Origin of the sequence: Paenibacillus solani (genome assembly GCF_001277345.1) — a bacterium.
In the GTDB taxonomy this organism is placed as follows: Bacteria; Bacillota; Bacilli; order Paenibacillales; family Paenibacillaceae; genus Paenibacillus_AQ; species Paenibacillus_AQ solani.
In genome coordinates, this window is record NZ_LIUT01000001.1 from 1,655,549 (window position 1) to 1,681,870 (window position 26,322).

A 26,322-nucleotide genomic window follows, 5' to 3' on the forward strand; every position below is an offset into this window, starting at 1 on the left:
GTAAAAACGAGCCCTACAAAGCATAATCCCATATTTATCCATAACCTTCACGCCAATGAAGGTTATTTGTGTTGCTATAAAAGTATATCAAGATTTATGAGATGACTTCAAGTCGCAATACTTGACAAACATTAGCTGGTTTTTTTGAGTATACATATTTAATACCGTGAAAACGGGTCTCAATTGGATTAGGATTAGGGAATATACCATATATGAAGGAGTCCTGTATTTGATAACACTTCATCCGATAGATAAGGACAATTGGGAGGATTGCATACGCCTTAAACCCACAGCGGGACAGGAGAAGTGGATTGCTCCCAATCTATACTCGATAGCGGAAGCTCAGTTTATGGAGGGCTTTAAGACGCGGGCAATTTACCATGATGAAGAGATGATTGGATTTGTGATGTATGGCCTACATCCTCACGATGATAACTACTGGATCTACCGTTTTATGATCGACGGTAAGTACCAGGGATTGCATTATGCCAAACCGGCGATTCGATTGGTTCTCGAAGAGATTCGGAATTCATCACCCGATTCAACACATGAGATTATGTTATGTTATAAACCCGAGAATGAGCGTGCGGAAAGACTATATTCCGAGATAGGGTTTAAAGAAGCCGGGATCGCCCCTTGGGGGGACATTATGGCTAGATATCGTTTTATATAGTCAAAAATGAAGACCGTGCGTTTAACCATTATTAGTGGCAGAATGCACGGTTTTTAGCGCAAATCTCTGTAGCTCCGAGTATCCTCTAATCATTTCATTACTCGTTTTATAGATATACGATTATGGATGAGAATGTGCTAATATACCTAAATAGTAAAGTGGTTCGGATTCGATGTCTTTGAATTGTTCGGGTTCGTAAGAAGTGACGGGGAGGGTTAACGATTCGAATATTAGCGATTAGTGACATTCATGGCTGCTACGATGAGTTCAATCAGTTATTGTCTGATGTAGAGTATAACCCCACTCATGACAAACTGATCTTGCTAGGGGATTATGTAGATCGCGGGCCAAGGAGCAGGGAAGTCTTGGAGCAAGTGATGGAATTGCGGGATAAAGGTGCCATCACTCTGCGGGGAAATCATGATCAGATGATGCTGGATGCCATTTTATTAGATACAGATGAGGTGAATTCACGCTGGATTCGCAATGGAGCCGGGTCTACGATTGAAAGCTACTGCGGCGCCGATTTTTTTAATGGTGAAATGGACCATGACAGATATAACGAAGGTAAAGGCTATATTAAACAAAACTTTGAGCATCATATTTCCTTTCTGGATACGCTGGCTCTCTATTATGAAACAGACCATCATATATTCGTGCATGCAGGAATCAATCCGGGGATTGAGAACTGGAAACAGCAGTCTCTTCACGATTTCATCTGGATTCGCGATCCATTTTATAATTTTCCAACAGGTCTTAACAAAACAGTGGTGTTTGGACATACGCCGACCATGAACCTGCATGATTCGGAGCAGATTTGGTTCTGTGACGAAGGAGACAAAATCGGCATAGATGGCGCATGCGTGTATGGTAAGCAATTGAACTGTCTGGAAATCACGGATGAGCAGGAATACAGAACGCATTTCGTTCCGATCATGCACAAATGATATACGATCATACTATTTTCATCAGGAGGATTTGACCATGCTGATTATGAATGAAAAGATTAAAGCGCGCGAAGTTGAGCTGACTGGCCTAAACGGCGAAGATCTGGGCGTCATTTCGAGGGATGAGGCGCTTGCGCTGGCGAAGAAACACAAAGCCGATTTGGTGTGCACCTCGCTATTCAGCAGCCCCCCACCATGCAAGCTCGTAAGACGGGGTCAGGCGAAGCAGGAGGCTACGAAAGAGAAGAAGGGCCAACAAGGTTCATCGGCACTAATTAAAGTGAAGGAATTTCGCTTGACCGCACATATTGAGGAACATGATTACGATACCAAGCTGTCGCAAATGCATAAGCTGCTGGCTGCGGGTAAAGCTGTTCAGCCCGTTATTCGCATACAAGGCAAGGAAGGCGAGACTGCCCGCAAGCTGCTAGAACGACTCGTTCAAGATTTGGCTGAGATAGGCAAGAAGGAGACAGGCCTTCAGATTAGCGGTAAGCAGGCGACCGTGAAACTGTTGCCGATCTGATCTGTGGTGCCGGATTTCACTCCGGTCTTCCAAGCGAAAATTAGGGTTTACATTTGGAATTTCAGATGATACTATGGATCAAATTATAAACGCCATGAAGAGAAGAGTAGATGAACAGGAATCCCCACAGAGAGCTCCGGTAAGCTGAAAAGGAGTGGGAAGCCACTCATTGAACCAAGCCTCTGAGCGGTGCATCGGAACTTATGATCAGGGATGGTGCGACAGGAGCTCCTGTTATAGAGCTAGGGTATAAGCGATCGCGTGATGGCCGTACCTGATAAGGCTGATATTGTGAGATATCGGCGAATAGGGGTGGCACCGCGAAACCAATCTCGTCCCCAAGACTAATGTCTTGGAGACGGGATTTTTTTGTTATTCGATAAAGTTAGGAAGATTTACAACAGCCGAACAGGAGGGCTTTCCATGAGCGAAGAAAAAATCAGAGGAGAAGAAACGGTGGGTTTTTTGACCAGGATCATCAAGGAGGATGTAGAGAAGGCGTGTGCCACAGACCTGTAGCTACGCGATTCCCGCCGGAACCGAACGGCTATTTGCATATCGGCAGCGCCTATGCCATTTACGTCAATCATTCGATTGCCAGCCGATTTAATGGGTCTTTCAATCTTCGATTCGACGATACAAATCCACTGAAGGAAGATATGAAATACGTGCAAGCTATTCAAGAGGACATCGAATGGCTCGGACTGAAGCCGGACGTTTATTTCGGCTCGGACTATGCGCATCAAATTATACAAGCGGCGAAGAAGCTAATTGCTAAAGGGAAAGCTTATGTGTGCGATCTTACACCTGAACAAATGACAGAATATCGGGGGACGCTGACTGAAGCAGGTAAGAACAGCCCTTATAGAGAGCGCAGCATCGAGGATAATATGTCGTTGTTCGAGCAAATGATCGCGGGTGCATTCCAAACGTCGGAAAAAGTACTCCGAGCCAAAATCGATATGGCATCCCCCAACATAAACCTGAGAGATCCCGTCCTGTATCGTATCATTCACGCAGAGCATTATCGTACGGGAACAACATGGTGCGTTTATCCAATGTATGATTTCGCTCATCCCATCCAGGACTGGATTGAGGGCATCACCCATTCGTTATGCTCTTCAGAATTCAAAGATCACCGGCCGTTATACGAGTGGGTGCTTACGGAGCTGGAAGTGACGGAGCCTCCGAAACAGCGGGAATTCGGGAGATTGAATATTTCGGGATCGGTAACGAGTAAACGATACGTGAGGGAATTGGTGGAGGGAGGTTTCGTGGATGGATGGGATGATCCCAGACTGCCTACCTTAAGAGGCCTGAGGCGACGAGGCGTAAAACCCGAGGGTATCCGACGTTTTCTGGCCGACCTCGGCGTGCTTCGCAGCAACAGCATGGTGGACCCAGCGATGCTGGATCATTACATCCGCCAAGACTTGAAGGAGTGCTGTTATAATGCAATGGCTGTGATGAAGCCGCTTAAGGTGGTCTTGACCAATATGCCTGAGGATTGGAGCGAGCAGCTTGTTATACCGAATCATGAGCGTGATATATCCATGGGTCAACGGGAGGTTCCTTTTTCAAGAGAACTGTACATCGAGCAAGAAGATTTTATGGAAGTGCCCGCTCCCGGATTTCATCGGTTATCTCCTGGCAAGGAAGTGCGTTTGAAAGGGGCATATTTTATCAAGTGCGAACATGTCGTGAAGGACAGCTCGACAGGGGAGATCTCAGAAATTCATTGTACGTATGATCCGGCTACGAAGAGCGGCAGCGGATTTAATGAGCGGAAGGTGAAAGCAACACTGCATTGGGTGTCAGCGAAGTACGGGATTCCGGCTGAACTTCACTTGTATGATCAGCTGCTGAAGGAATCGACCGAGTTGTCAGAGTCGGATAACATCTGGGGGGAGCTGCTGAATCCTGCATCGTTGATTCGAGTTGAGAATGCCATTTTGGAGCCTTACATGCTGGAAGCCACCTTGAATCGAACATACCAGTTCATCAGACATGGCTATTTCTGCTTGGATTCTAAATATAGTACCGACAGCAGGCTAGTATTTAACCGTATTGTTTCATTGAAGGATTCATGGAAGAAGCCGATGGGAAGTTAAAATACGATTCGCATAACCACAACTTTTCAAGCCGTTGAGTATGCGATCTTCAACAGCAAAACAGCAAACAACTGGCTGCAAGTTTGTGCAGCTGGCTGTTTGCTGTTATTTAGTAAACTATGTTTTGTTACGTGCTGATATATGGATGAGCTAACTCATCCAATGTTCGGGGCGATTTAAGGTTGGAGGCAGTTTGGTGCTCGCGTCTCCCTTCGCTGCGTTAACCTGGAATTGAGTAAGGAAGAGGCTGCCCGTTAGATTGGCGCGCGGAGGTCCGCATCCCTGAAATCGGCACCAATCAGATCGGCAGCCCGGAGATCTGCTCCTCTGAGATCGGCGGCAATTAGATAAGCTCCTCTTAGGCTTGAGTATCTCAGGTCTGCTCCTTTAAGCTTTGCTCCTATCAGGTCTGCACCGTGCCCTCCGATCTTCTTACGTACTGGCGGCCCCTTGTGCTTCTTGCGTGCATCATCCCACACAAGTTCGCTGGTTCGAAGCAGCAGTTGATTCACTTCTGCTCGGTGTGCTGCCACATCCAACTGTAACAGAGATTCAGGAGAAAGCTGGGTCAACCGTTTCGTCTCGTCCAGCGATAATCTTAGATCGGTATGAATGTCTTGAGCAGGTTGTAAAGTAAGGGCTTCGTTCAGATACCATAACAGCTCATGAAGCTGCCGCATGATCGGGAAGACCTCGAACATTTCTTTTGCTGTCTCAGGGGCCTGCCGCCAGTCTCGTCTGTTATAAGTAATCTGCGATACCTTTTGACCTGCTCCAAAGCAGTCGTATACGGTGCAGCCTCTCATACCTCGCTGCCTCAAGCTGTTGTGCACACCGCAGCGAAAGTCGGATTGCAAATTGTGGCAAGGACTTCCGCCATCTTTGTCCATGGCGAAATCTGTTGAAGCGGCGAAAGGTAAAGCTACGCAGCATAGTCCAAAGCAGCGTGCGCAATCGGCTTGTAATGGATTACCGCCTTGTGCATCTGGAATTTGTTGTTGTTTGTTCAGCATAAGTTATAAGTGCTCCTTCCAGTCAGCGTTACGTCCATAAGTGACATCTAGTCATTATTTTAAAACAAAATGAACATAGAGGCATAGATACAATATTGATTTAAAGTGTTCTTTACCTTGTGAAGATTATCACATAAAAAACATAGATTCTGCTAAGAGAGCTAAATACATGGTTCTAATAATCCGAAAATATCATCGCATATTGCTGATTCCTTTAAGTCACCAGGAAGTTTCGGCGGCTTATTAGTATGTTGCATGCGAAGCGGACCGATAGTATATAATGAAATTCGTATCTATTCAGGACATATGTCCTTTCCTGTATGGAGGAAATTCACTTTTAATAGTATACAGACCTATTAGATGAAGGAGTACGTATAATATGAAAGGAATTTTATTTGCATTCGTTGCCGGTGCCTGCATAACGCTGCAAGGAGTGGCTAATGCCCGGATAAGTCAGGATATGGGCACCTGGCAAGCGGCTGCGGTTACACAGTTGACTGGATTTATAATAGCCTTAATTATTCTTCTTTTCGTCCGGGATGGAAGCAGACAAGGTTTTAGAAAAGTGAATCCGCTCTATTTAATTGGAGGAGCTTTGGGAGCTCCCATTATTTTCAGTGAGGTAACAGCGATTCAGAATATTGGTGTTACACTCACGATATCTGCTTTATTAATTGCCCAGTTATTCTTGACGTTTCTGATTGACAGCAACGGCTGGTTCGGCGTATTGAAAAAGAGAATGAGCTTGCCTCAATTCATTGGGATCGGCATGATGATTGCCGGTGTTGTGATTATGAAACTATGATAGCAAAACACGCGGTTCAGGAGTATAGAGTTTATCGGAAAGGAGAGAGGGCGTGAAGGAAGTTCATAATGCGGAGCTTATGCAGCATTTTCTGCTGAGCAACCAGCTCCAGTCCATTTTCAATGATGACGTATTGCCGTATGTAGTGCTACATCACTTCGAACAAGGAGAACTCGTCTGTACGCAAGGCGAGCCGGCCGAGATGCTGTATATTCTGGTTCAAGGGAAGATAAAAATCTTCACAACCTCTGTGGAAGGCAAAGCGCTTGTTCTATCTTTCAAAACACCGCTTGAGGTGATCGGAGATATTGAGTATATTCAAGGCAATCCGTTGATCAATACGGTACAGGCCGTATCCTCTGTTTATATGATCGGTGTCCCTAACCGCTGGCTTCGTAAATACGGACACGACCATGCGCCATTGCTTCAATTCTTGCTTCGGATTATAACGCGGAAATTCTATATTAAATCCAATTTCTTAAGTTTCAATTTGCTCCATCCGGTGGAGGTACGGCTGGCCAGCTATTTATTGTCCGTTTCGGTTGGAGAGTCGGATACACTTGCTACCGATAACTCGGCAGCGTTCAACTTGACTGATATTGCGAATTTGTTAGGGACCAGCTATCGGCATTTGAACCGGGTGATCCAGAAATTCAGTCAAGAGGGACTGATCGAGCGTCATAAAGGGTACATTCTAATTAAAGATCGGAATGCGTTAACACATGTAGCAGGAGGCAATATTTACGAGGAATAAACCAGAATGATGATGAAGACATGAAGTGAGGAGATAGAACATGTTAGCAGGACTGATATTGGCGCTATTCGCAGGTTCTTTGGTTAGTTTGCAGAACATTTTCAATAATCGGGTTAATGAACGGACTGGCTCCTGGTCTACAACGACGTTGGTGCTCGGGATGGGTTTCATCGCTTCGTTTGGCATGAGTCTTGCTGTAGAGGGTAAGGGGACTTTTGCTTTTCACAATATGCAGCCCTGGTATTGGATAAGCGGGTTGATCGGGGTTGGTGTGGTGATATGCCTGGTACAGGCAACGAAGCTGCTGGGCGCCACATTCGCTATATCCATTGTCATGACCTCGCAGCTCGGATTCGCACTGCTGTTTGATTCCATGGGATGGATAGGGCTCGAAAAGGTCCCATTTACCCTGAATCAGCTGATTGGCGTTTTTGTGATTGTCGGGGGGATATTAGTTTTCAAATTAGGCGGGAAGCAGGAACAACAGGAAACAGCTTCGCATTGAGTTCACATGACAAGGGAGGAATCCATTATGATAAAGGAAATTGACAAAGTTGCCTGGATTCAGATCGTTGAGGGTCGTATCTTATGCGCTCGTTCCAAAGGCAAGGATACGTACTATTTGCCGGGAGGAAAACGGGAATCGGGAGAGGCTGATATCGATACGCTGGTGCGGGAAATCAAGGAGGAGCTGTCCGTTCGGATCAAACCGGAAACCGCGGCAAGTGCAGGCAGCTTCCGTGCTGGTGCTCATGGCAAATCGGAGGGTGTTCGAGTAACGATGTCCTGTTACACGGCAGAGTATGAAGGAGAGATAAACCCAGCTTCGGAGATCGAAGAAATGGCTTGGTTAACGTATAAGGATCGGGAGCGAGTCTCTGAGGTTTGTCAGATGATATTCGATCATTTGCATGAATTGAAGAAGTTGGCTGATTAAGCATGTTGGGATAACAATCTGCGTCCAGGTTCCAACGTGATCAGTATATACTCTATACATGCTGGCCAAAGAATAAATTGAATACGAACATGCGCTGTAAAAAAGACGCTCCCGTGGAAGCGTCTTTTTTACATATATAAGGAACAAATGTTCGTTTTGTGGGTCATCTAAATTAAATCGGACGATATTCAGCTTTCATATTATTAGTATAGCTCAGCGATTATTATAAGTCTATATTTTGCCAGGGAATTGTTTTATAGTTTGTAATACCCGGCCGGGGAGCTTGATTTATCGTAAGTTTTTAAATTTTGTGCAGTTGCGACTGTAGAGAGGGAAACTTGTGCAAATACGATTATGGGATAACAATTTGAAGGTTCGATTATTGGGTGAAGCACTGTTCAATATGCTGTTTTGGATGTACTTTCCCTTTATAACGGTTTATTTCGGAGTGGCTTTAGGCAACCATATTGCAGGAATACTCATGACAGTTCCCCCGATATTCAGCATAATCGGCAGCTTGCTCGGCGGTGCATTGGCCGATCGGCTAGGGCGTCGCCCTATCATGCTGCTCGGCGCGTCACTGCAGACGATCATGTTCGCATTGTTCGCGCTATCGCCTTCGCACTGGATCGATTATGCCGCATTTATCGGTATTGGATTCGGAGGATCGATCTATAGACCCGCTAGCTCTGCTATGGTAGCCGATCTGGTTCCGGTTCAAGAAAGGCGGCAGGTATTTGCAACATTTACAACAGCGAACAACCTCGGTGCCGTACTTGGTCCGGCACTTGGAGCCATTTTCTTCTTTCAGTATCGGCAAGAGCTTCTGTGGTCTTGTTCATTTGTGCTGCTGATCTATTTTATCGCGATTTACTTCATTGTTCATGAAACCCTACCAGCGGGTGCAAATAGCTTAAAGGCAACGAGCTCAATTCTTCAGGTATTCAAGGAGCAGTGGAAGGGATATGGCATCATTTTTCGAGATAAAGTGTTCCTGGTATACATACTGGCGGGGATTTTTGCCCTTGTGGCCATCATGCAGCTGGATCTGTATTTGGCGGTATATGTAATCGATTATGTACCATCCCAAGCGCTGTTCTCCTGGAACGGACATTCACTTATGCTTTCGAGTACGGAGATATTAGGCTGGGTGCTGGGGCTCAACGGTCTCTTGTTCGTTCTCTTTATTCTTCCGGTCACCAAGTGGCTTCGGAATTGGAAGGAGCGTGATGTATTCGTACTATCTTCCTTGTTATCCGGAGTAGGTACTTTTGCACTCGGACTGAATACGAACATCTGGTTCCTATTCTTCGTAACCATTATTTTTACTTTCGGTGAAATGGTTCGTTCGCCAGTAACGCAAAGCTTTATTAGCCGTTATGCCCCAGAGCATGCAAGAGGACAGTATATGGGAGCTGATAGCCTGCAGTTTACGATCGGCAGATTTCTGGCTCCGGTGACGGTATTTCTGTCCACTTGGCTGCCGCCTATGGGGATATTCAGCATAATCTTGCTATCGGCATTCGTCAGTATAGTGCTGTATATTCTGTTATTTCGAATGTATGTGGAAGAAGACACAGCATAAAGAGCCCATGATATGGAGAGCAGAGTGAGGGCAAGCCCCGGCTGAATGCAGCCGCAGGCTTGCCTTTTTGTTTATGTGATCGAACGCAACGTCGCATATAAAGGATTAGTTTGGCAGGTTCATAAATGATTATCGTCTGCATACGATTAGGCGAGAAAGCTCTGAATAAGGGAGGACGCTAATATGTCCGTTAATGATCAGCAGCTGGCGCAAATAGCGATGGCTTATCTGCCCCAAGGGGCTGAACTTGCACGAATCTATCAGTCTACAGAACATGAACATCCTGCAGTGATCGCAGCCGACATCACGGGGGATCATACCCCAGAGATTGCTGGTGTATATCGATTAAATGACTCATTATATTTGTTCGCGCTGCAATACCGAAACGGTGGATATGAGATGGTAGCCAATGTCTTGGGACAGGGATATGCAGTTAATTTATTGACCGCTGCTCCGGTGTTGAATCCTCGCATGAATCAATTAATTGTGGGGTGGCAGCTCGGTTCCATCTGGTCCAAATTGTCTATATATGATTGGACACCTGAGGGTCTTCAAGATATCGCACCTGCTGATATAAATTACAGTTACATCGATATTATGGATATGCCAGGTGCTTCAGGCCCGGATGGTCAGGCTGAAATCGCACTTTGGATTCACGATACAGGCGAAGCTTATCGAGTTGAGGTCATCAGGTGGACTCAGGGGAGCTTAGTGACTGCCCCAGATGTATATTCGTATTATTATCCTGTTGTTGTCAGGTATTACGAGAAACTGACGCAAGAACATCCGGATTACTCATATTATTGGTTTTACCTGGCTGACGCACAATATCGGGCCGGGATGCCGGAGGCAGCCATTGTATCGGTTCGCAAAGCACTCACCTTCGAAGAACCCTATCCAGGACGTGATACGCTGCTTGAACTTGAGAGGCGGATCAAGGAAATGCTGGCAAGCAGAGGACAGCTGCAGCAGCATGTTGGGTTATTTCCGGCATCTCAAGAGACAACGGGCGGAACGAAATGGGGATATATTAATCGTAGCGGAGAAATGGTCATTCAACCCCAATATGATGACGCACAAGATTTTCAGGACAATGGTCTCGCTATTGTAGGCGTGAACGGCAAGTATGGTGTTATCGACAGGTCTGACCGTTTCGTTGTGAAGCCTATACATCAGTCTATTAGTCCGTTCTCGGAACATCGAGCGACCGTGATTGATGAACAAGGTTTCAAGATGATTAACGAGCAAGGGGAAGTGCTGACAAAGCGAGGATATTCGTATATAGCAGGACTCCAAGAAGGAAGAGCGGTTTACTATGTAACCGATAATGGCAGTGGAGATGGAGCGAATAGCCGATATGGCTATCTCGATTCTGCGGGCCAAGAGGTCATTCCAGCACAATATGAGGAAGCGAATGATTTTATCAATGGCAAGGCAGTTGTAAAAATAAAAGACAAACATTACGCGCTCATTGATCTGCATGGCCGCCGATTGGCCAACTATCTGTACGCCTACGTGGGGCCACCTGGTGATGGCTTGCTTGCCTTTCAGAAGGATAGCACCGGCAAATACGGCTATATCGACGAGCAGGGGAGCATCATCATCCCGCCGACATATACTTCGGCATTTCCTTTTCATCATGGTAGAGCCATCGTCAACACGGCTGAAGATTATAAATCGGAGTATGGCGTCATTAATAAGCAGGGAGAGTGGGTAATCCAGCCGGAATATAACGATATCCGGGATCTGATGGAAGACCGGTTTGCACTTGGACGTGCGATAGATCCTGAACGGCCATATATTGGCTCGATCTATGCCATTGCAGATTGGAATGGTAACAGGTTGTCTGATTTTGTATATCGGGACGTATCGGATTACAAGCAGGGGCTGGCCTCGGTTTATGATGCGAAGCAGACGTATTTTATTGATCGAACAGGTAAACCGGCGCCTAGCTATCCTCGCGTTAACGGCAGCGGTTCGCTAACGTTGGAGCCAGGCGGGCTGATAAAAGCCTTGGTCGATCAGCGTCTGTCTTACCTGGACCGGTCGGGCAATGTTATATGGAAGCAGAACACAGTAATTCCACTGCTGGCACCTTATAAAGTAATCGAGGAGAAGTATAAACCTAATGCGGATTACTTGGTCTATTATCCACAGATTGACGGAATGAGGGATCAAGCTGCTCAGCAAACGCTGAATACGAAGCTTAAAGAAATGTCACAGGTCAAATTCATTCCTGAGCATGAACAGCTTGATTATACGTATACAGGCGATTTTGACGTTATTTTCTACAAGCAGAAGCTGCTCGAGATGGAGTTAAACGGTTATAACTATCCATTTGGTGCGGCGCACGGCATGCCAACCAAAGTTTATGTAATTATTAATCTGGAGAACGGCAGGATGTATGAATTGAAGGACTTGTTTAAGCCGGGCAGCGATTATGTGAAAGAGCTCAGCCGGATCGTTGGCAAGCAGATTCAAGACGATCCCCAGTATTCGTACGTATTTCCGGACAGTTATACTGGTATCGCTGCTGACCAGCCCTTCTATGTGACTGAGAATGCGCTTCATTTGGTATTCGCACCCTACGAGATAGCCCCTTATGCGGCGGGTTTTCCGACATTCACCATTCCATTTGTACAAATCAAGGACATGATCAATACGGAGGGTGAATTCTGGAAGGCGTTTCATACTTAGCTACTCATTATGGGCAATTTATGTGGGGCCGAATCTTTCCATTTATTCGAACTAGTATTAGAATAAGTAGCAGTTTCAATTACACACGTAGTCGGTAGAATCCTATTGTTTAAATGATCACAGCATAGAGAGGACCTTAATTGTGGCAACATTTTTTCTTATTATTATTTATTTGGCTTTTATTAGTTTAGGACTTCCAGATTCATTGCTCGGGGTTGCCTGGCCAGCCATGCAGCCGGAAATCGGCGCCGCTTTCGAATCCGCAGGGTTGTTATCCATGGTCGTAACCGGAGGAACAATCGTGTCCAGCTTGGTTAGCGGGAGGGTAATCGAACGATTCGGCACGGGTATTGTAACGCTTGCCAGCTGTGTATTAACGGCGAGTGCACTGCTCGGATTTTCGTTCGCCCCATCGCTGTTCTGGCTCATTCTGCTGGCGATTCCGCTTGGTTTAGGGGCGGGGGCAGTCGATACGGGACTCAACCATTATGTAGCAAGCCATTACAAAGCTCACCATATGAGCTGGCTGCACTGCTTCTGGGGAGTAGGCGCAACGTTAGGGCCGATTATCATGTCCACTTCCATGGGTACTAACCATGCATGGAGAGACGGATACTATACCGTTTCAATACTGCAGTTTGCTTTGGTCTTCATTCTCCTGATTACACTTCCACTCTGGAGGATCGTGGCAAGCCAGCATGAGCCCCAAACGACGCTAGAAGCACAAACGGGAAATCAATTAACGAACAGCGGTGAAGCCTTAGTTCCAAAAAATGATAAACCACTTCAAATCCGAGGAGTAAAGGTGACCCTGTTGACGTTTATGTTCTACTGTGGTGTGGAAGCGACCGTCGGTTTATGGGGAGCGAGCTTTCTCGTAGGAACTCGTCATTTACCTCCGGAAACAGCGGCAGTGTGGGTGTCCATGTATTATGGAGGCATCACGCTTGGCCGTTTCTTTACAGGGTTCGTGACGCTGAAGTTTAACAATCGGACGCTCATCCGTGCAGGGCAAATCACTGCCATTTCTGGCGTTGTCCTGTTAATGCTGCCGCTGAATCCTTATCTTTCTCTCGTCGGGTTCATTGTGATCGGGCTCGGGCTTGCTCCCATATTTCCTTGTTTGCTGCATGAAACGCCGGCTCGCTTTGGCAAAGACCATTCGTCCAGAATCATGGGCTATCAGATGGCTGTTGCTTATACTGGCACTACGATCCTGCCCCCGTTGTTTGGTATCGTTGCAGCTCAAATATCGATAGGGCTGTTTCCCATCGTCATTTTGATGTTTGCCCTAATCATGATGCTGAGTTCCGAGAAGGTGAACCGGATTTTATACCAAAGCGGGAAGAGAGAGGTCTGATTACACTCCTCATATAACATATTTAAACATGAATGGCTTATCGAAATATGCAAAATATCCCTTGAATGACATTTCCATTTTAGTGACAACATGTACTAAGGTGGTGAATGTGAAATGCGAATAAACAAAGTGTTCATCGTGATGCTGTCTCTTGCATTAATCTCGGTGATGGGTTGCCAGCATCGAAAACCTGCCGAGCAGGATTTGCTGCGGGTTAAATCCGAACAAGGAGGAGCACATAAGAAAGTCATATTTTTGATGGTCGACTCATTAATGGCGCAGGCGATTGATAAGGGCATTTCTCAAAAACAACTGCCCACCTTTCAGTATTTGACTGAACATGGACAATACTATAAGGATCTGGTTAGTTCTTTTCCTACGATGTCCGTTGCGATCGACAGCACGGTGTTGACGGGACAATATCCGAATGGCCATGGCTTACCGGGTCTCCTATGGTATTCATCCGAAGAAAAGAAGATGATCAACTATGGAACGGGACCGATGGAAATTCTCAGACAAGGAATCAATCCTGTCCTGACTGATGCCTTAATCCATTTGAACGGCAAACATTTAAATCCGAACTCCCGTACGATTTATGAAGATCTAGCTCAACTTGACTTGAAATCAGGATCGATTAACGGCTTGGTGTATCGTGGTAATACCGAACACACCCTGACGATCCCGAACTGGGTGAAGGTTCCAACTTCCCTGCCTAAAGAAATTAAAGTGAAAGGACCTGATTTTCTAACGTTGGGAGCCTTGTCCAATCCTTTGGAAGGTACGAAAAAATTACCTGATGATCTTACTGACCGTCTGGGCTTAAATAATAAGTATGCAATTAATGCCGTTAACTATCTGATACAAGCGGACAAGCTCCCGGATTTTCTGTATGTCTATTTACCTGACCTGGACCAAAAACTTCATAAGCATGGACCATCCGAGCTCAAAGGCGTCATAAAGGTGGATCAGCAGCTCCAATCTTTATTAAATGCTTTTGGATCCCCGGAAAAAGCGCTAAACGAAGTAATTATCATTATCGCTGGTGACAGCGGAATGACACAGCTTCTTCCGGCCGAGCAGCATTCGGAAATTGATATGCCAGCTATGCTGAAGGGCATCTCCGTTCTAAAGCCCGGTGAAGAAGTAAAGGATGAGACCGAGGTTGCCCTCGCGGTCAATGAAACGATGGCTTATGTATATAATTTCAAGCCTAGTCGTTCCATGCGTAGCTTGGCGGATATCCTAAGCAAGGATAACCGCATCGATTTTGTCGCTTGGAAAGAAAACGGATGGATTCATGCCCTTCAAGGAGCCACTTCAAAAGAACTCTTATATCAGGCAAAGGGGAAATTGATCGATCGCTATAAACAAACGTGGACCGTGAAACAGAATGCCGAGGTGTTGGACCTCACAGTGAATGCCGATGGTCGGACGCTCAATTACGGACAGTATCCCGATGTGTTGGAGAGATTATCAGGTGCGCTGAATTCTCATCCAGGTGATTTCTTGGTTGTCACGGCTAAACCGGGATATGAATTGAAGGACCGCAGCTCACCGACGCATGAGGGGGGCGGGGGACATGGGTCGATCCGACAAGCCGAGTCGCTTGTTCCACTTATCATAGCTGGGACTGATGAGAAGCCGGCACATTTAAGAATGGTTGATCTTAAAGCCTATTTGCTTGGTCTGTTATCGGGTCACAAGCAGAGGACGGAATAAACAAAAAGGTTGAGTCAGACAGATCCATGCGATTTGAATATTGTAATAAGTTAAGACGCTATTTTTCATTTTATTTGGAAAATAGCGTCTTTTTTAGCGATTTTTTGGGCTCAAGCCATTATAATATGTTGTAACCCACCCTAATAATGTAAAAAAGATGATTATACTATGAGGTGATATGAAATGAAGAAACTCTTATATGTAATTGTTGCAATCATGATTGTATATACGCTAATTTACTTATTCGCAATAAGGTCAGCATAGTTTTACTATTAAATATAAAAGAAATATATCGTAACGGAGGGAGATCACATTGAACGAAGCAGGGGAAACTCAAGAATTGCGAATAACACCGCGTCAGGCATTAGGACGGTTGAAGCCGTACACGGCAGGTAAGCCGATCTGGGAAGTACAGCAGGAATACGGCTTGGATCACGTCATCAAATTGGCCTCCAATGAAAATTCTCTGGGTCCTTCACCCAAAGCATTGCAAGCCATTCAGAAGCAGCTGCCTGATCTGCACCGTTATCCTGATGAACGTGCTTCGGGACTTACCCAAGCGCTGGCCGAGCACCTGGGATTAACGGCGAATCAATTCATTGTTACAAACGGCGGAGATGAGCTGATCATGCTTATTTCTCGTGCGTACCTGGAGCTTGGAGATGAAATCGTGGTTCCTGATCCCACGTTCAGCGAATATGAATTTGGCGCTTTTCTCATGTCGGGAACGGTCATCAAGGTACCGCTGCGTGAGCAATTTGCTTTCTCTGTTGAAGATATACTCGCTGCGATTACAGAGCGAACCAAAATCGTGTATCTATGCACTCCGAATAACCCAACAGGCACCTACATTTCCGAATTAGAAATGAAAAAGCTGTTGGACCGCCTTCCAGCGCGAGTTCTGGTTGTGATTGACACGGCATATCGACATTACGCGACCGAGCCTGATTACTCTGACGGGATTGATTACATCAAGATGGGGTATCCCGTCATCACCCTGAATACCTTCTCCAAAATCTACGGGCTCGCTGGGATACGCGTAGGGTATGGCGCAGCTTCTGAGGGTATCATCCGCACGCTGCTTCAGGTAAAGGAGCCATTTAATGTCAATGTGCTCGCACAAGCAGCGGCAACTGCCGCACTTAGAGATGATGAACATGTCCAGTCATCCTGCAGAATGAACGAGCAAGGCAGGCAGCAAATCTATGATGGGCTGGACCGTTTATCGATTCCTTACTCCGAGAGCATGAGCAATTTCATTCTGGCGGAGCTTGGCGAACATGCGGAAATATTATACTTTAAGCTGCTTGAGAACGGGGTCATCGTCCGATACGCTAAAGGCTGGGGACTTCCGAGGCATATTCGGATTTCGGTAGGTACCTCGGAGGAGAATCAGAGGTTCTTGGAAGTTTTGGAGGAAATTCTTGAACTGCAGGATTGAAATAATAGAAGCAATACTACAAGGCTGCCGAATGGCAGCCTTTGTGTTGTTATGGGGGTGTAAGTGGAAGGCATATTGATTCATGGTTATCTGTGCAGAATCCTTATACATATCCGGCTTTTTTCATAAAGGTATGTAATAGGTCAATCCCTGCGCGTATTTCAGCTGGTTCTAGATGGCCGTATCCGAACAATAACTTGTTGGCATGCACGCCCTTTTGAATACAGTGATAGTCCAGGGGTGTGATGCGAATTAACTCCTTCCGGGCTGTCTGTCGGAAAACATCATCAAACATAGCGTCCTGAAATTCTACCGTAAGGTGCAATCCAGCGGCATCCCCCCAAACGAGCCAATCATCTCCGAAGTATTCTTTGAGAGAAGATAACAGGACTTGCCTGCGTTCTCGGTAAATCTTTCTCATCTTGCTAATATGCCTGTCCAACTTCCGGGTATGCAGAAATTCGGCAAGCGCGGCTTGCTCAAAGGGCGGGTTCTGGACATCGGTATACGTGCGTAAATAACACCAACGCTGCTGCAGGTTTCGCGGAACGACCGCGTATCCGATACGAAGAGCAGGGAACAACGTTTTGCTGAATGTACCAATATAGATGACCCGGTCGGCATCCATAGCATGCAAAGGGGCCACCGGTTCCCCATCGTACCGGAATTCGCTGTCATAATCATCTTCGATAATATAGCTGCCGGTATGTCTGGCAAAGCGAATGAGTGCAGCTCGTCGCTCTGCTGGCAGGATGCCTCCAAAAGGAAATTGATGAGAAGGAGTGACGTATACCGGATAACCAGGTGCATTTTTCAGGTGATCAGTTTGAATGCCGTATTGATCCACCGGGATATACGATATCTTGAATCCTCTGTTTATAAATGTCTTCAGCATCTCAATATTGCACGGATCCTCAAAGTATATGTTCTGGGCATCTTGATAGAGTAGTTCGGCTACAATATGCAGTGCGTGTGTTGCACCAGCCGTAATAAAGATATCCTGGGCATCTACAACAAGCCCCTTGCTTCGATGAAGCCAACAAGCAATTTCTTGCCGAAGCGCCGGCATTCCCTGAGGCCCCGTATAACCTAATAGTGAAGGACACAGTTCGGAGAGGGCTTTCATCGTTATCCGCTGCCAAGCATAACGCGGAAACAATCTCAGATCCGGAATCCCGGTTCGGAAGTCTGCTATATATTCAGGTATATCTTCGATCCCCGGTGATGGTCTGGACTCGGTCCTGGTATCCAGTATGAGGCCTTCCGCAACCCTTGTGGGGGCCCCGATTCGCCTTACGATATAACCCTCAACATTCAGCATCTCGAAAGCCTCAATAATCGTGTTGCGAGATACTTGAAGCTCCAGCGCCAATTGCCGGGTTGATGGCAGAGTTTCTCCTGCTTTTAAATTTCCTCGAATGATGTGTTCCCGCAAGGCAACATAAATCTGCCGTTTTAACGAAACATCGCTGCTTCGATTCAGCTTAATTCCCCACATATACCTGTCCTCCAACTGGTTTGTGTAAAATTGTGTTCATCTGGACCTGTTGTGATTCCCCGGTTTTTTCTATGATTGTAGCATAGTTTCTATTGATATCCATCTAGGAATATTGGGAGAGAAGGGATCTTAGTGGCACGCTGGAGCGGGATGTTTTATTTGCTGGGAGCTTTCACGCTTGCCGGGACTTCTGTCATTACGGCATGGTTTTTGAATGGAAAGTTGGGGACGTTTACTATAACGGCTGTCAGCTTGATATTGGCATTACTCTGCATGCTTCCTCTATGTATGAAGGATCTAATGAGGACAATTCAACGACTGACATTACGTGAATGGACATATCTCTTTTTTCAGGCATTACTGGGAATGTTTCTATTTCGAATGCTGCTGTTGTATGCTCTCCTGTACACTAGCACAGCAGAGGCGGGGATACTGACAGGAACAACACCGGCTTTCACGGTAATCATGGCTATTACTTTATTGAAAGAATCCATAAACCGCACGAAATTAGCGGGGATTCTTAGTACAATAGTCGGCATTATGGTAATCCAAGGATTGTTTACGCCAGGCCATTCTTTCACATTGCAGCATGTATTCGGTAATCTGCTGGTTCTATGCGCGGCTTTAAGCGAATCTATCTTTAACCTGCTATCTCGCGCTAGCACGGTTCATCAAAAGCGTTCAGAAGGCGAAGCTATTCATCCTGTAGTTCAAACGACATTGGTTTCTGCGATCACGTTGGTGTTATGCTTGATCCCTGCCTGTTTGGAGAGACCAGTGACTGCTCTATCAACAATCGGAGTACAGGAATGGTTTGCGCTCGTATGGTATGGACCCATGGTCACAGCAGTGGCTTTTATTATGTGGTATGCTGGCATCAAACGATGTCCGGTTTCAACTGCGGCCGCATTTTCTGGTATGATGCCTTTTACATCCTTGCTATTATCAGTCCTTATATTAAAAGAAACGGCCGGGTTGGAACAGTGGGGAGGGGGCATCCTGGTTATACTCGGCATGATTCTTATTGGCCGACAGCAAGCTAAGAATGTCCCGTTTAAGAAGAAGATTGCTTCCGATCAGCGAGTTTTAGCAGAGGCCCGAGAATAAACACAAACAAAGAAGCAGCCTATAGGCCGCTTCTTTGTTTGTTGTGTGAGCAGTAGCATTGAATCTAATAATGTTGCTGCGATTACTCTAACGAGTAATTATTCGGGTCTCTTGATTTGTAGTGGTGGCGGAATGAGCCAGCCTTTTTCCTTGTTCATTTGCAGGATTCTCACACCCAAAGCCGTCTTGGTGAGGTGATATTTAGCAAATAATGCTCCGATATCTTCACGAATGGATTGCCCCATGACGGAACTACAGGCCACCAATCCAAGTGATGTATCGGCTGCGATTTTGGCTGCGATTTCCGGATCTGTGAATCTTGCTCCAACCGGAATATCCTCAAGATTCGCCGGAGGACGCTCAGGAAGTCCCGGCGCAGGGGCGATTCCGTTGTCTGTAAGCAGTTCATCACATTCTTTAACTTCGAGTTTAGCTTGATCCAGCAGATTATGGAGGATTTTCTTCAAATCCTTATCTCCTGCATGGTAGAGATAAGCTTCATAGCAGGACACCATGCCTTTTGCCAACATGGATGCTTCCCACACGCTGAAAATCTCCCCGTAATGCATAGGCTCATCTTTAGGATTGCCGCTTAAAATTCCCATTTGCATTAACTCCTTTACGTTTTAATCAACAGAGTCATTATGTACTAATCGCTGTCAATTCATTCTCTGAAATGATCCGATACATGAATTGCGTTACAAACTCTATATAGGAAATCTTTGTTTATGGTACGGATGCATGGAACTGTAACTATTTATGCAAACTGGAAAAGTGACAATAAGAGGAATCGGGAGGCTATTTCCATGTATTTTTATAAAGAGGATCTAATTAATCTGATTGTTCCGGATCAACCTGATCCTTCCGCTGCCAAGGTGCTTCAGGAAACGTTAGGCGGCCGTTTCGGCGAGATGCGGACGATGATGCAATTCTTCTTCCAGAGCAGCAATTTCCGTGGAAAAGCAACGCAATATCGCGATTTGATCCGTGGTATATTTTTGGAAGAGATCAGTCATGTTGAATTGGTCCAACAAACGATCAATCAGCTGCTAACCGGGGCTGGCGCCGAAGGTGCCGGAGATTCTGGCATGGACGGGGCACCGCTGGATGAAGCAATCAAGGATGCGAATCCGCATCATTATATTATGGGCGCTCAAGCATCTCTGCCCGTTGATGCAGCAGGCAATCCATGGCAGGGAAATTACGTGTACGATCATGGTAATCTGGTCAGCAATCTGCTCGATAACATCGTGCTTGAATCAACAGGAGTGCTACAAAAAACACGGATATATGAGATGAGCACAAATAAAACGTTCCGTGAGACGCTTGCCTTTCTGATCGTTCGGGACAATGCGCATCAGAATGCTTTTGCCAAAGCACTGGAGACGCTAGGTGTGGAATGGGGTAAAATATTTCCGATTCCGAATTATGACATTCATAAATATCCGGAGTGTCAGAAATACGTCGATATGGGTTTTCACAATGCACAATTCAACTTCAGATTGGACGATACCCGCATCGGCGAAATCTTCAGCGGTCAAACACCAAGCAGAAATGGCGGCGAGCTGCGAGTGGTACAACCACCGGAAGGTTTCCCGCTGCCTGTGATGCCGGAGTTGGCTAACGAGCACGCACCTGGGTTGTATGATTTAAATCATTAAATCAAATATCCTGCACATGTGATGCAATACGAAGAGAAGCGGTTAACGAGCTGCTTCTTTTTTTGTTGTTTCATTGGTATTCATGGGAACTCAGGAGAATCGAGTGATACGCCGATACCCGCAGCAATGGTCCTCGGTGCTGGTATACGATGGTTTATACAAAGGATAATTTATAATCATATTGTCTATATAGAAGAAATTGTTGGGATGATACCCTTGATGTGTGGAGGGTTACATATAGCTTAGTTAAGATGGAATTACAATATATGGAGTACAACCAGAAAGGAGAAAGAATAGATGGATGTTACTGTGGAGCTAACGGATACTTCCAACAAATTTATCATTAATAATATATATCCGTTGTACTTACATGATTTATCAGGAATCTGGGGCTGGAAGCCCAATTCATATGGCATCTTTGAAGAAGATGACACAAAGACCTTGAATGATCAGAACAAAGTATTTGATATATGGTGGGAGAAGCCCTCGATTTTATTTCCTTACCTGATTCGGGTGGATGGCATCACGGCAGGATTTGCTCTGGTAGCAACCCCGCCATACACGTTTGGCAGTGATTTTTACATGAATGAGTTCTTTATAATGAAACCTTTCCGAGGCAAGAATGTTGCTGAGAAAGCTGCAGCACTAGTGTTCGACAAGCATGCCGGCAGCTGGGAGATTCAAACGAATCCCACGGATCGTAATAAACGAACGCAGGCATTCTGGAGAAAGACGGTGAACCATTATGCTTCTGGTATACATGCACAGGAACTTGTTGAATTGAGGGACGACAATGAGAAGTTAGTTTTTCAGTTTGATTCAAAGAAGAGTTAGCCTCTTACGCGATTTGTGAACTTGAAGCAAAGTTAAAAAGATCGACATTGCTTTTGTACCAATTGAAAAACCTAACTAGAAAAAGGAAACTATCGTCATTAACGGAGTGGAGTGTGTCTATACAGTTGACTCCAAAGGAAGGGATCACCTGGACTGGGTGGATGAGGAGCAGCAGATTCGTTACAGCATTTGGACGGAAGACGCCAAGTCGGATGTTCTAAGTTTTGCAAAAGGATTGCTCGCCAAATAAAATGAAATCTAAAGTAGAGGACTCTCCATAGCAACCTATTTTTCTAAGTTTTTCATTTTTTGCTCTATAGTCTAAGCTCTTTTGTTTATCGAGCATAGGATGTTGTGTTCGGAAAAATAAAGGAGGTTAGAACAATGGGTGAAGTTGCTGGATATGGTGGTTACAACAATTCTGTCGGAGCTATCCTGGTTCTCTTTATTCTCTTGGTAATCATCGTTTCTGCATTTGTTTAAGTCCTAATATCAAAAGCTCCGCACCGCGTAAGTGGTGCGGAGCTGCTATTAGCAAAACATGCAAACAGCCTCCTATCAATTGATAGGAGGCTGTTTGGCCAACAAGTGAAACATTAAGGAAGAATATTACCTGCTGCACGGTAGATGGCATACCATTCTTCGCGGGTAAGCTTTAAGTCACCGGCTGTGATGCAATCCTTCAAACGCTCGGTGTTCATCGTTCCCACGATCGGCTGCATGTGAGCAGGATGACGAAGAAGCCAGGCGATAGCAATCGTTGTATTCGTTACGTTGTATTTATCGGCGATTTCGTCGATTTTCTGATTTAACTCAGGGAATTTGTCGCTTCCAAGAAATACCCCTTCAAAGAATCCATATTGGAATGGCGACCAAGGCTGAATAGTAATATCGTGCAGTCTGCAGAAATCGAGAATGCTGCCATCACGATTAACTGCTGCATCATTCTCCATATTTACGTTAATCCCACTTTGGATCATCGTTGTGTTCGTAATGCTAAGCTGCAGCTGGTTTGCCACTAGTGGTTGTTTCACGGCCTTCTGCAAAAGCTGGATCTGCATCGGATTCTGATTGGATACGCCAAAATGACGTACTTTGCCGGAGGTTTCGAGTTGATCGAATGCTTCCGCCACCTCTTCAGGTTCAACCAGCGCATCTGGACGATGAAGGAGCAATACATCGAGGTAATCTGTTTTTAATCTTTTCAGAATGCCATCAACAGAATTCAAGATATGTTCTTTGGAGAAATCGAACATTCCTGGACGAATTCCACATTTGGATTGCAAAATAATCTTCTCGCGAATTTCCGCATTCATATGTAAGGCCTCGGCAAAAATCTCCTCACATTCGCCGCTGCCATAAATGTCGGCGTGGTCGAAGAAGTTTGCTCCTTCTTCTAAGGCAGCCTGTACGAAACGCTCTGCCTCCGCTTTTTCCAGCGAATTTATACGCATGCAACCAACGGCTACAACAGGGACTTCAAGTGAACTGCTTCCAAGCTTCATTGTCTTCATGATAGGGACCTCCCATTATACGTGTAAGTTGTTTGTGCGGCCATTATTCCGGGGCAGCTGAGATCTTGTTAGCTATGCTGGTTGTCTAAATTGATGCTGACAGTCTCCATGTTATTGTGACATGCAGGCGGGTTCAGGATCAAGTCATATTTGCAAAGAACAGCGGCGGCCGTTCAAGTTATATATAACGTTTTAACTCTCTGAATGATGATCCGGCTGTGGGGAAGGGAAGGCATCTTCTGAAAGCTGAAGCTAACGTCCTGCACGGGTACTTCATAACTGATCTTATTCGCGAGAAAATCCAAGCTCTCCTTCATAATCTCAAGTGTGATCCATTCCCCCGCACAGCGGTGACCGACATCATGATCTCCGCCTCCTTGAGGTATGAAATTAAAAGGACTTCCATTCCAATTATTAAAACGATCGGGTTTAAAAAGCTCCGGCTGCTCCCAAATGCTTGGATGATGGTTCGTTCCATAGAGATCGAGAAGTGTAAGAACGCCTTTTTCAAATGAATAACCCTGCCAAATAAAATCCTTGCGAACCCGGGCAGGTACAAAAGGAAAGAAGGGATAAAACCGGCGCACTTCCTGGACAAAATTCTTCAATAGTTTTTCGTCAGATGTCATTAATTTCTTTCGTTCATCTGGTTGTTGGATGATCGCCAAAGCAGTAAAGCATACATAAATGGCTACCGCCACGATGGGACGCAAGATATTAATGATTTCAACTGCAGCCGTTTTCTCATCCAGAAGCTCACAGGTAAGGTCTCGATGCCAGGACATCGTATGCAGGACAGAATCTTCAGGTGGTTTCAAAACCCCGTTACGAACATCAGCCACAAGTCTTTGAATCCATTCTTCTGCTTGCCCTCGTGTACTTCTTCCCTTTCTATGCTTAATTCCAAAGGCAGCGGTTGCTTCAATCATGGCAGCAAACCAGCCGGTTTTCTCTGTGGCTTCTGACTCAGGGAGCGGTACTGCGGCCCATTCGCAGGCTACCCTGCACAGCACTTCCTGGGCTTCCTTGTAGATTTCGACTTGGTCGGCGGATTCCCATCGGCTGCCCGCAAGTTCCCAGTGCTTACGCGTAATCATTCTCATCTGTTGAAGAGCTTCCTTGTTCATCAGCGACATGAACATCGCTTTGCGGTGGTGATGCTCACTATCATCCAATGTCTGGACGCCGCCTTCCCCAAAGAGGGTCTTCAAGACACGTTTGGGTGCTGCCCCTGTTCGAACAAATTTATCCGGATCATAAAACAATCTGGCCGCTTCTTCTCCTCGCATGCAGATTGCACGTTCGCCCAATAGACGAGTTTCAAATATGTCGGATTGGAATCCAATGTTACGGTTTGTTATGAACAAATAACCTTCACGAAGCACGTTAAGACTATGATCCATACCTTGTTCCTTGGGAATCCATTTGATGTTATCCAATAAGATCAGCCTCCTGGATTGTCAATATTTAATACGAAGTCACGTATCTAATACAATATTGTTTACATACCCGATCAAACCGGATTTGAACAAATTCATTTGCATTATAGATAACTACTGTCTATAATGGACACTAGTAGTCTATAATAAACTTTTAGCAGCTCAGTAAGGAGGTGTTTTTATGCAATTTTCCAAAAGCACGGGTTACGCACTGCATGCTCTGATTCATCTTGCACGTGCCGAGCGTGGGCAGAATGTCGGAATCAAGGAGCTCTCTGGGCTGCTTGGCGTTTCGGAAAGCTATTTATCCAAAATCATGTCCAAGTTGCGGCAGGACGGTATTCTTAAGGCTGTGACGGGTGTGAATGGCGGATATGAGCTGGCTCGGTCGGCCGATCAAATCACATTTCTTGATATCGTTGAGATCATTGAAGGCCGGCAGCAGCTTTATGATTGTTTTAATATGGATGAGGAACGCCATCAGTTATTTTTTGAAGCAGAGTCCGCTGGGACAGAAGCTGAGGGATTCTCCGTTCACAGTAAAGGTTGCCTAGTTAAAAAGGTGATGGATGGCGCTGAGAAGCAGATGAATGATTATCTGCGGCGGCACACGATCCAATCTGTATTGGACTCGGCATCCTTCGATTGCGGGCATGAAGAAACAAACAAGAAGTAACGGCTTCTTGTACTTTTATTATGGATATAAAAGATCTAGAATGGAGATGGTATGAATGATGGAACAAATAAAGGATGTCGTTATTATTGGCGGAGGACCTGCAGGATTAAGTGCTGCGTTGGTATTAGGTAGAGCGAGAAAAGATGTTGTGCTGATTGACGAAGGGAAGCCAAGAAACAAGGTTACCCGGGAGACCCATGGTTTTCTAACCCGAGACGGTATCGGTCCAGCTGAGTTTCGCAGCATTGCAAGGGAACAGATTAGTGCTTATCCCACTGTACGTTTTGTACAGGATACGGCTGTCGGCGTTACAGGAGCTGATGGTGATTTCCAGATAACAACCGGAGATGGAACGGTATACCGAAGCAAGAAGCTGCTTTTCACAGTTGGGAAGAAGGATAGTCCGCTGGATATTAACGGTTTGGCAGACGTATATGGAACAAGCGCCTTCGTCTGCCCTTACTGTGATGGATGGGAATTAAGGGACCAGCCGCTGGTGGTGATTTCCAAGGGGGAGGCGGCCATGCACTTTGCTAAAATCATTGCAGGTTGGAGCGACCACTATACGATCTGTACGAACGGACCTGATGGACTGACGGATGAACAACGGCAGGAATTAAAGGATCATGACGTTCCTCTAGTTAACTCCCCGATTCTTCGCATTGAATCGAACGAAGGGATGGTAAGGCAAGTCGTATTGGAGGATGGAGCAGTCATTCCGTGCACAGGCATCTTTTTCGCTCCGAATCTGGTCCCCGGTTCTCAATTGCCGGCAGCTATAGGCTGTGATATCAATGAAGCGGGAACTGTGGTCATTGATGCCTTGGGCAAAACAAGCGTGCCTGGCGTCTACAGCGCTGGTGATGCAGCCACCGAAATGTATCAGGCGATTGTGGCCGCTTCGATGGGAGCCATGGCAGCGGCAGCCATCAACGGTGAGCTGCTTAATGAACGATGGAATCGTTAGTTTATGAACATACGAAAAGCAGACTTGGCTAACATCCAAGTCTGCTTTTTTTGTACCA

General features: G+C 45.8%; 23 protein-coding genes, 2 pseudogenes and 1 other annotated feature. Of the genes and pseudogenes, 20 read left to right on the forward strand and 5 right to left on the reverse strand.

The features are described 5' to 3' along the window. Positions 1 to 229: 229 nt before the first annotated feature. From AM231_RS07545 to AM231_RS07560, 4 genes and pseudogenes are all read left to right on the forward strand, one after another. Entirely contained in the window at positions 230 to 673 is a 444-nt protein-coding gene (locus AM231_RS07545; RefSeq protein WP_054402071.1) for a GNAT family N-acetyltransferase, read from the forward strand. A gap of 227 nt (positions 674 to 900) precedes the next feature. Next, the gene (locus AM231_RS07550) at positions 901 to 1,620 is read left to right on the forward strand and encodes a metallophosphoesterase family protein (protein WP_341271616.1); all 720 of its coding nucleotides are present in this window, start codon (positions 901 to 903) and stop codon (positions 1,618 to 1,620) included. A 37-nt stretch (positions 1,621 to 1,657) separates the two neighbouring features. Then, positions 1,658 to 2,146 (forward strand): translation initiation factor IF-3, encoded by a 489-nt coding sequence (gene infC, locus AM231_RS07555; RefSeq protein ID WP_054402074.1) that lies wholly within the window; start codon positions 1,658 to 1,660, stop codon positions 2,144 to 2,146. A gap of 85 nt (positions 2,147 to 2,231) precedes the next feature. Beyond that, positions 2,232 to 2,489: a binding site (T-box leader), on the forward strand. 80 nt (positions 2,490 to 2,569) lie between these two features. Next, a pseudogene (locus tag AM231_RS07560) lies at positions 2,570 to 4,257 on the forward strand (glutamine--tRNA ligase/YqeY domain fusion protein). Between the two features lie 150 nt (positions 4,258 to 4,407). Here the strand turns inward: AM231_RS07560 and AM231_RS07565 are convergent. Continuing rightward, a pseudogene (locus tag AM231_RS07565) lies at positions 4,408 to 5,270 on the reverse strand (pentapeptide repeat-containing protein). Between the two features lie 379 nt (positions 5,271 to 5,649). On the opposite strand from AM231_RS07565, the gene AM231_RS07570 reads away from it, so the two are divergent. From AM231_RS07570 to hisC, 9 genes are all read left to right on the forward strand, one after another. Beyond that, positions 5,650 to 6,075: a DMT family transporter gene (locus AM231_RS07570; RefSeq protein ID WP_054402077.1), complete on the forward strand. Its 426-nt coding sequence runs from the start codon at positions 5,650 to 5,652 to the stop codon at positions 6,073 to 6,075. A gap of 52 nt (positions 6,076 to 6,127) precedes the next feature. Continuing rightward, positions 6,128 to 6,829 carry a Crp/Fnr family transcriptional regulator gene (locus AM231_RS07575; protein ID WP_054402079.1) on the forward strand — a complete coding sequence of 234 codons (702 nt, stop codon included), beginning with the start codon at positions 6,128 to 6,130 and terminating at the stop codon, positions 6,827 to 6,829. A gap of 40 nt (positions 6,830 to 6,869) precedes the next feature. Then, positions 6,870 to 7,334, forward strand: a complete 465-nt coding sequence (locus AM231_RS07580; RefSeq protein WP_054402081.1) for a DMT family transporter — start codon at positions 6,870 to 6,872, stop codon at positions 7,332 to 7,334. Positions 7,335 to 7,361: 27 nt separating this feature from the next. Then, the gene (locus AM231_RS07585; RefSeq protein ID WP_054402083.1) at positions 7,362 to 7,766 is read left to right on the forward strand and encodes an NUDIX hydrolase; all 405 of its coding nucleotides are present in this window, start codon (positions 7,362 to 7,364) and stop codon (positions 7,764 to 7,766) included. Between the two features lie 340 nt (positions 7,767 to 8,106). Continuing rightward, positions 8,107 to 9,351 carry an MDR family MFS transporter gene (locus AM231_RS07590; protein WP_054402085.1) on the forward strand — a complete coding sequence of 415 codons (1,245 nt, stop codon included), beginning with the start codon at positions 8,107 to 8,109 and terminating at the stop codon, positions 9,349 to 9,351. 183 nt (positions 9,352 to 9,534) lie between these two features. Further along, positions 9,535 to 12,048: a WG repeat-containing protein gene (locus tag AM231_RS07595; RefSeq protein ID WP_054402086.1), complete on the forward strand. Its 2,514-nt coding sequence runs from the start codon at positions 9,535 to 9,537 to the stop codon at positions 12,046 to 12,048. 139 nt (positions 12,049 to 12,187) lie between these two features. After that, a complete protein-coding gene (locus AM231_RS07600; protein ID WP_054402090.1) occupies positions 12,188 to 13,408 on the forward strand; it encodes an MFS transporter in 1,221 nt (406 codons plus the stop codon). Positions 13,409 to 13,522: 114 nt separating this feature from the next. Next, positions 13,523 to 15,127, forward strand: coding sequence for an alkaline phosphatase family protein (locus AM231_RS07605; protein ID WP_054402092.1), 1,605 nt, complete (start codon positions 13,523 to 13,525; stop codon positions 15,125 to 15,127). Positions 15,128 to 15,440: 313 nt separating this feature from the next. Continuing rightward, positions 15,441 to 16,568: a histidinol-phosphate transaminase gene (gene hisC / locus AM231_RS07610; RefSeq protein WP_054402093.1), complete on the forward strand. Its 1,128-nt coding sequence runs from the start codon at positions 15,441 to 15,443 to the stop codon at positions 16,566 to 16,568. Between the two features lie 103 nt (positions 16,569 to 16,671). On the opposite strand, the gene pdxR is transcribed toward hisC, so the two are convergent. Next, positions 16,672 to 18,066 carry a MocR-like pyridoxine biosynthesis transcription factor PdxR gene (pdxR, locus tag AM231_RS07615; RefSeq protein ID WP_054402094.1) on the reverse strand — a complete coding sequence of 465 codons (1,395 nt, stop codon included), beginning with the start codon at positions 18,064 to 18,066 and terminating at the stop codon, positions 16,672 to 16,674. Positions 18,067 to 18,198: 132 nt separating this feature from the next. Between pdxR and AM231_RS07620 the strand changes: the two genes are divergently transcribed. Further along, positions 18,199 to 19,173, forward strand: a complete 975-nt coding sequence (locus AM231_RS07620; protein ID WP_054402095.1) for a DMT family transporter — start codon at positions 18,199 to 18,201, stop codon at positions 19,171 to 19,173. 98 nt (positions 19,174 to 19,271) lie between these two features. Here AM231_RS07620 and AM231_RS07625 read toward each other — a convergent pair whose 3' ends face one another. Continuing rightward, on the reverse strand, positions 19,272 to 19,778 hold the full coding sequence (locus AM231_RS07625) for a DUF3231 family protein (protein WP_054402097.1): 507 nt from the start codon (positions 19,776 to 19,778) through the stop codon (positions 19,272 to 19,274). A 201-nt stretch (positions 19,779 to 19,979) separates the two neighbouring features. Between AM231_RS07625 and AM231_RS07630 the strand changes: the two genes are divergently transcribed. The 4 genes from AM231_RS07630 to AM231_RS29445 all read left to right on the forward strand — a co-directional run bounded on the left by AM231_RS07630 (position 19,980) and on the right by AM231_RS29445 (position 22,151). Continuing rightward, positions 19,980 to 20,834: a manganese catalase family protein gene (locus AM231_RS07630; protein WP_054402099.1), complete on the forward strand. Its 855-nt coding sequence runs from the start codon at positions 19,980 to 19,982 to the stop codon at positions 20,832 to 20,834. A gap of 297 nt (positions 20,835 to 21,131) precedes the next feature. Beyond that, positions 21,132 to 21,668: a GNAT family N-acetyltransferase gene (locus tag AM231_RS07635; protein ID WP_054402100.1), complete on the forward strand. Its 537-nt coding sequence runs from the start codon at positions 21,132 to 21,134 to the stop codon at positions 21,666 to 21,668. Positions 21,669 to 21,774: 106 nt separating this feature from the next. Further along, complete coding sequence (locus tag AM231_RS29440) at positions 21,775 to 21,918, forward strand: hypothetical protein (protein WP_242615084.1); 144 nt, start codon at positions 21,775 to 21,777, stop codon at positions 21,916 to 21,918. Positions 21,919 to 22,052: 134 nt separating this feature from the next. Then, entirely contained in the window at positions 22,053 to 22,151 is a 99-nt protein-coding gene (locus tag AM231_RS29445; RefSeq protein WP_207383543.1) for a YjcZ family sporulation protein, read from the forward strand. A 113-nt stretch (positions 22,152 to 22,264) separates the two neighbouring features. Here AM231_RS29445 and AM231_RS07640 read toward each other — a convergent pair whose 3' ends face one another. Together AM231_RS07640 and cypC are read right to left on the reverse strand one after the other, a co-directional pair. Continuing rightward, positions 22,265 to 23,182, reverse strand: a complete 918-nt coding sequence (locus AM231_RS07640; protein ID WP_054402101.1) for an aldo/keto reductase — start codon at positions 23,180 to 23,182, stop codon at positions 22,265 to 22,267. A 173-nt stretch (positions 23,183 to 23,355) separates the two neighbouring features. Beyond that, complete coding sequence (cypC, locus tag AM231_RS07645; protein ID WP_207383544.1) at positions 23,356 to 24,621, reverse strand: CYP152 family fatty-acid peroxygenase CypC; 1,266 nt, start codon at positions 24,619 to 24,621, stop codon at positions 23,356 to 23,358. Positions 24,622 to 24,802: 181 nt separating this feature from the next. Between cypC and AM231_RS07650 the strand changes: the two genes are divergently transcribed. Both AM231_RS07650 and AM231_RS07655 read left to right on the forward strand, forming a co-directional pair. Then, positions 24,803 to 25,297, forward strand: coding sequence for an RrF2 family transcriptional regulator (locus AM231_RS07650; RefSeq protein ID WP_054402102.1), 495 nt, complete (start codon positions 24,803 to 24,805; stop codon positions 25,295 to 25,297). Positions 25,298 to 25,352: 55 nt separating this feature from the next. Next, positions 25,353 to 26,264, forward strand: a complete 912-nt coding sequence (locus AM231_RS07655; RefSeq protein ID WP_054402103.1) for an NAD(P)/FAD-dependent oxidoreductase — start codon at positions 25,353 to 25,355, stop codon at positions 26,262 to 26,264. Positions 26,265 to 26,322 lie beyond the last annotated feature (58 nt).

Excerpts from the sequence above, each read along its gene's own strand:
- AM231_RS07655 (WP_054402103.1), top strand. The coding sequence starts at position 25,353 with ATGATGGAACAAATAAAGGATGTCGTTATTATTGGCGGAGGACCTGCA.
- AM231_RS07640 (WP_054402101.1), bottom strand. The coding sequence starts at position 23,182 with ATGAAGACAATGAAGCTTGGAAGCAGTTCACTTGAAGTCCCTGTTGTA.
- AM231_RS29445 (WP_207383543.1), top strand. The coding sequence starts at position 22,053 with ATGGGTGAAGTTGCTGGATATGGTGGTTACAACAATTCTGTCGGAGCT.
- AM231_RS07625 (WP_054402097.1), bottom strand. The coding sequence starts at position 19,778 with ATGGGAATTTTAAGCGGCAATCCTAAAGATGAGCCTATGCATTACGGG.
- pdxR (WP_054402094.1), bottom strand. The coding sequence starts at position 18,066 with ATGTGGGGAATTAAGCTGAATCGAAGCAGCGATGTTTCGTTAAAACGG.
- AM231_RS07570 (WP_054402077.1), top strand. The coding sequence starts at position 5,650 with ATGAAAGGAATTTTATTTGCATTCGTTGCCGGTGCCTGCATAACGCTG.
- AM231_RS07605 (WP_054402092.1), top strand. The coding sequence starts at position 13,523 with ATGCGAATAAACAAAGTGTTCATCGTGATGCTGTCTCTTGCATTAATC.
- AM231_RS07635 (WP_054402100.1), top strand. The coding sequence starts at position 21,132 with ATGGATGTTACTGTGGAGCTAACGGATACTTCCAACAAATTTATCATT.
- AM231_RS07585 (WP_054402083.1), top strand. The coding sequence starts at position 7,362 with ATGATAAAGGAAATTGACAAAGTTGCCTGGATTCAGATCGTTGAGGGT.
- infC (WP_054402074.1), top strand. The coding sequence starts at position 1,658 with ATGCTGATTATGAATGAAAAGATTAAAGCGCGCGAAGTTGAGCTGACT.
- AM231_RS07630 (WP_054402099.1), top strand. The coding sequence starts at position 19,980 with ATGTATTTTTATAAAGAGGATCTAATTAATCTGATTGTTCCGGATCAA.
- AM231_RS07580 (WP_054402081.1), top strand. The coding sequence starts at position 6,870 with ATGTTAGCAGGACTGATATTGGCGCTATTCGCAGGTTCTTTGGTTAGT.
- AM231_RS07650 (WP_054402102.1), top strand. The coding sequence starts at position 24,803 with ATGCAATTTTCCAAAAGCACGGGTTACGCACTGCATGCTCTGATTCAT.
- AM231_RS07595 (WP_054402086.1), top strand. The coding sequence starts at position 9,535 with ATGTCCGTTAATGATCAGCAGCTGGCGCAAATAGCGATGGCTTATCTG.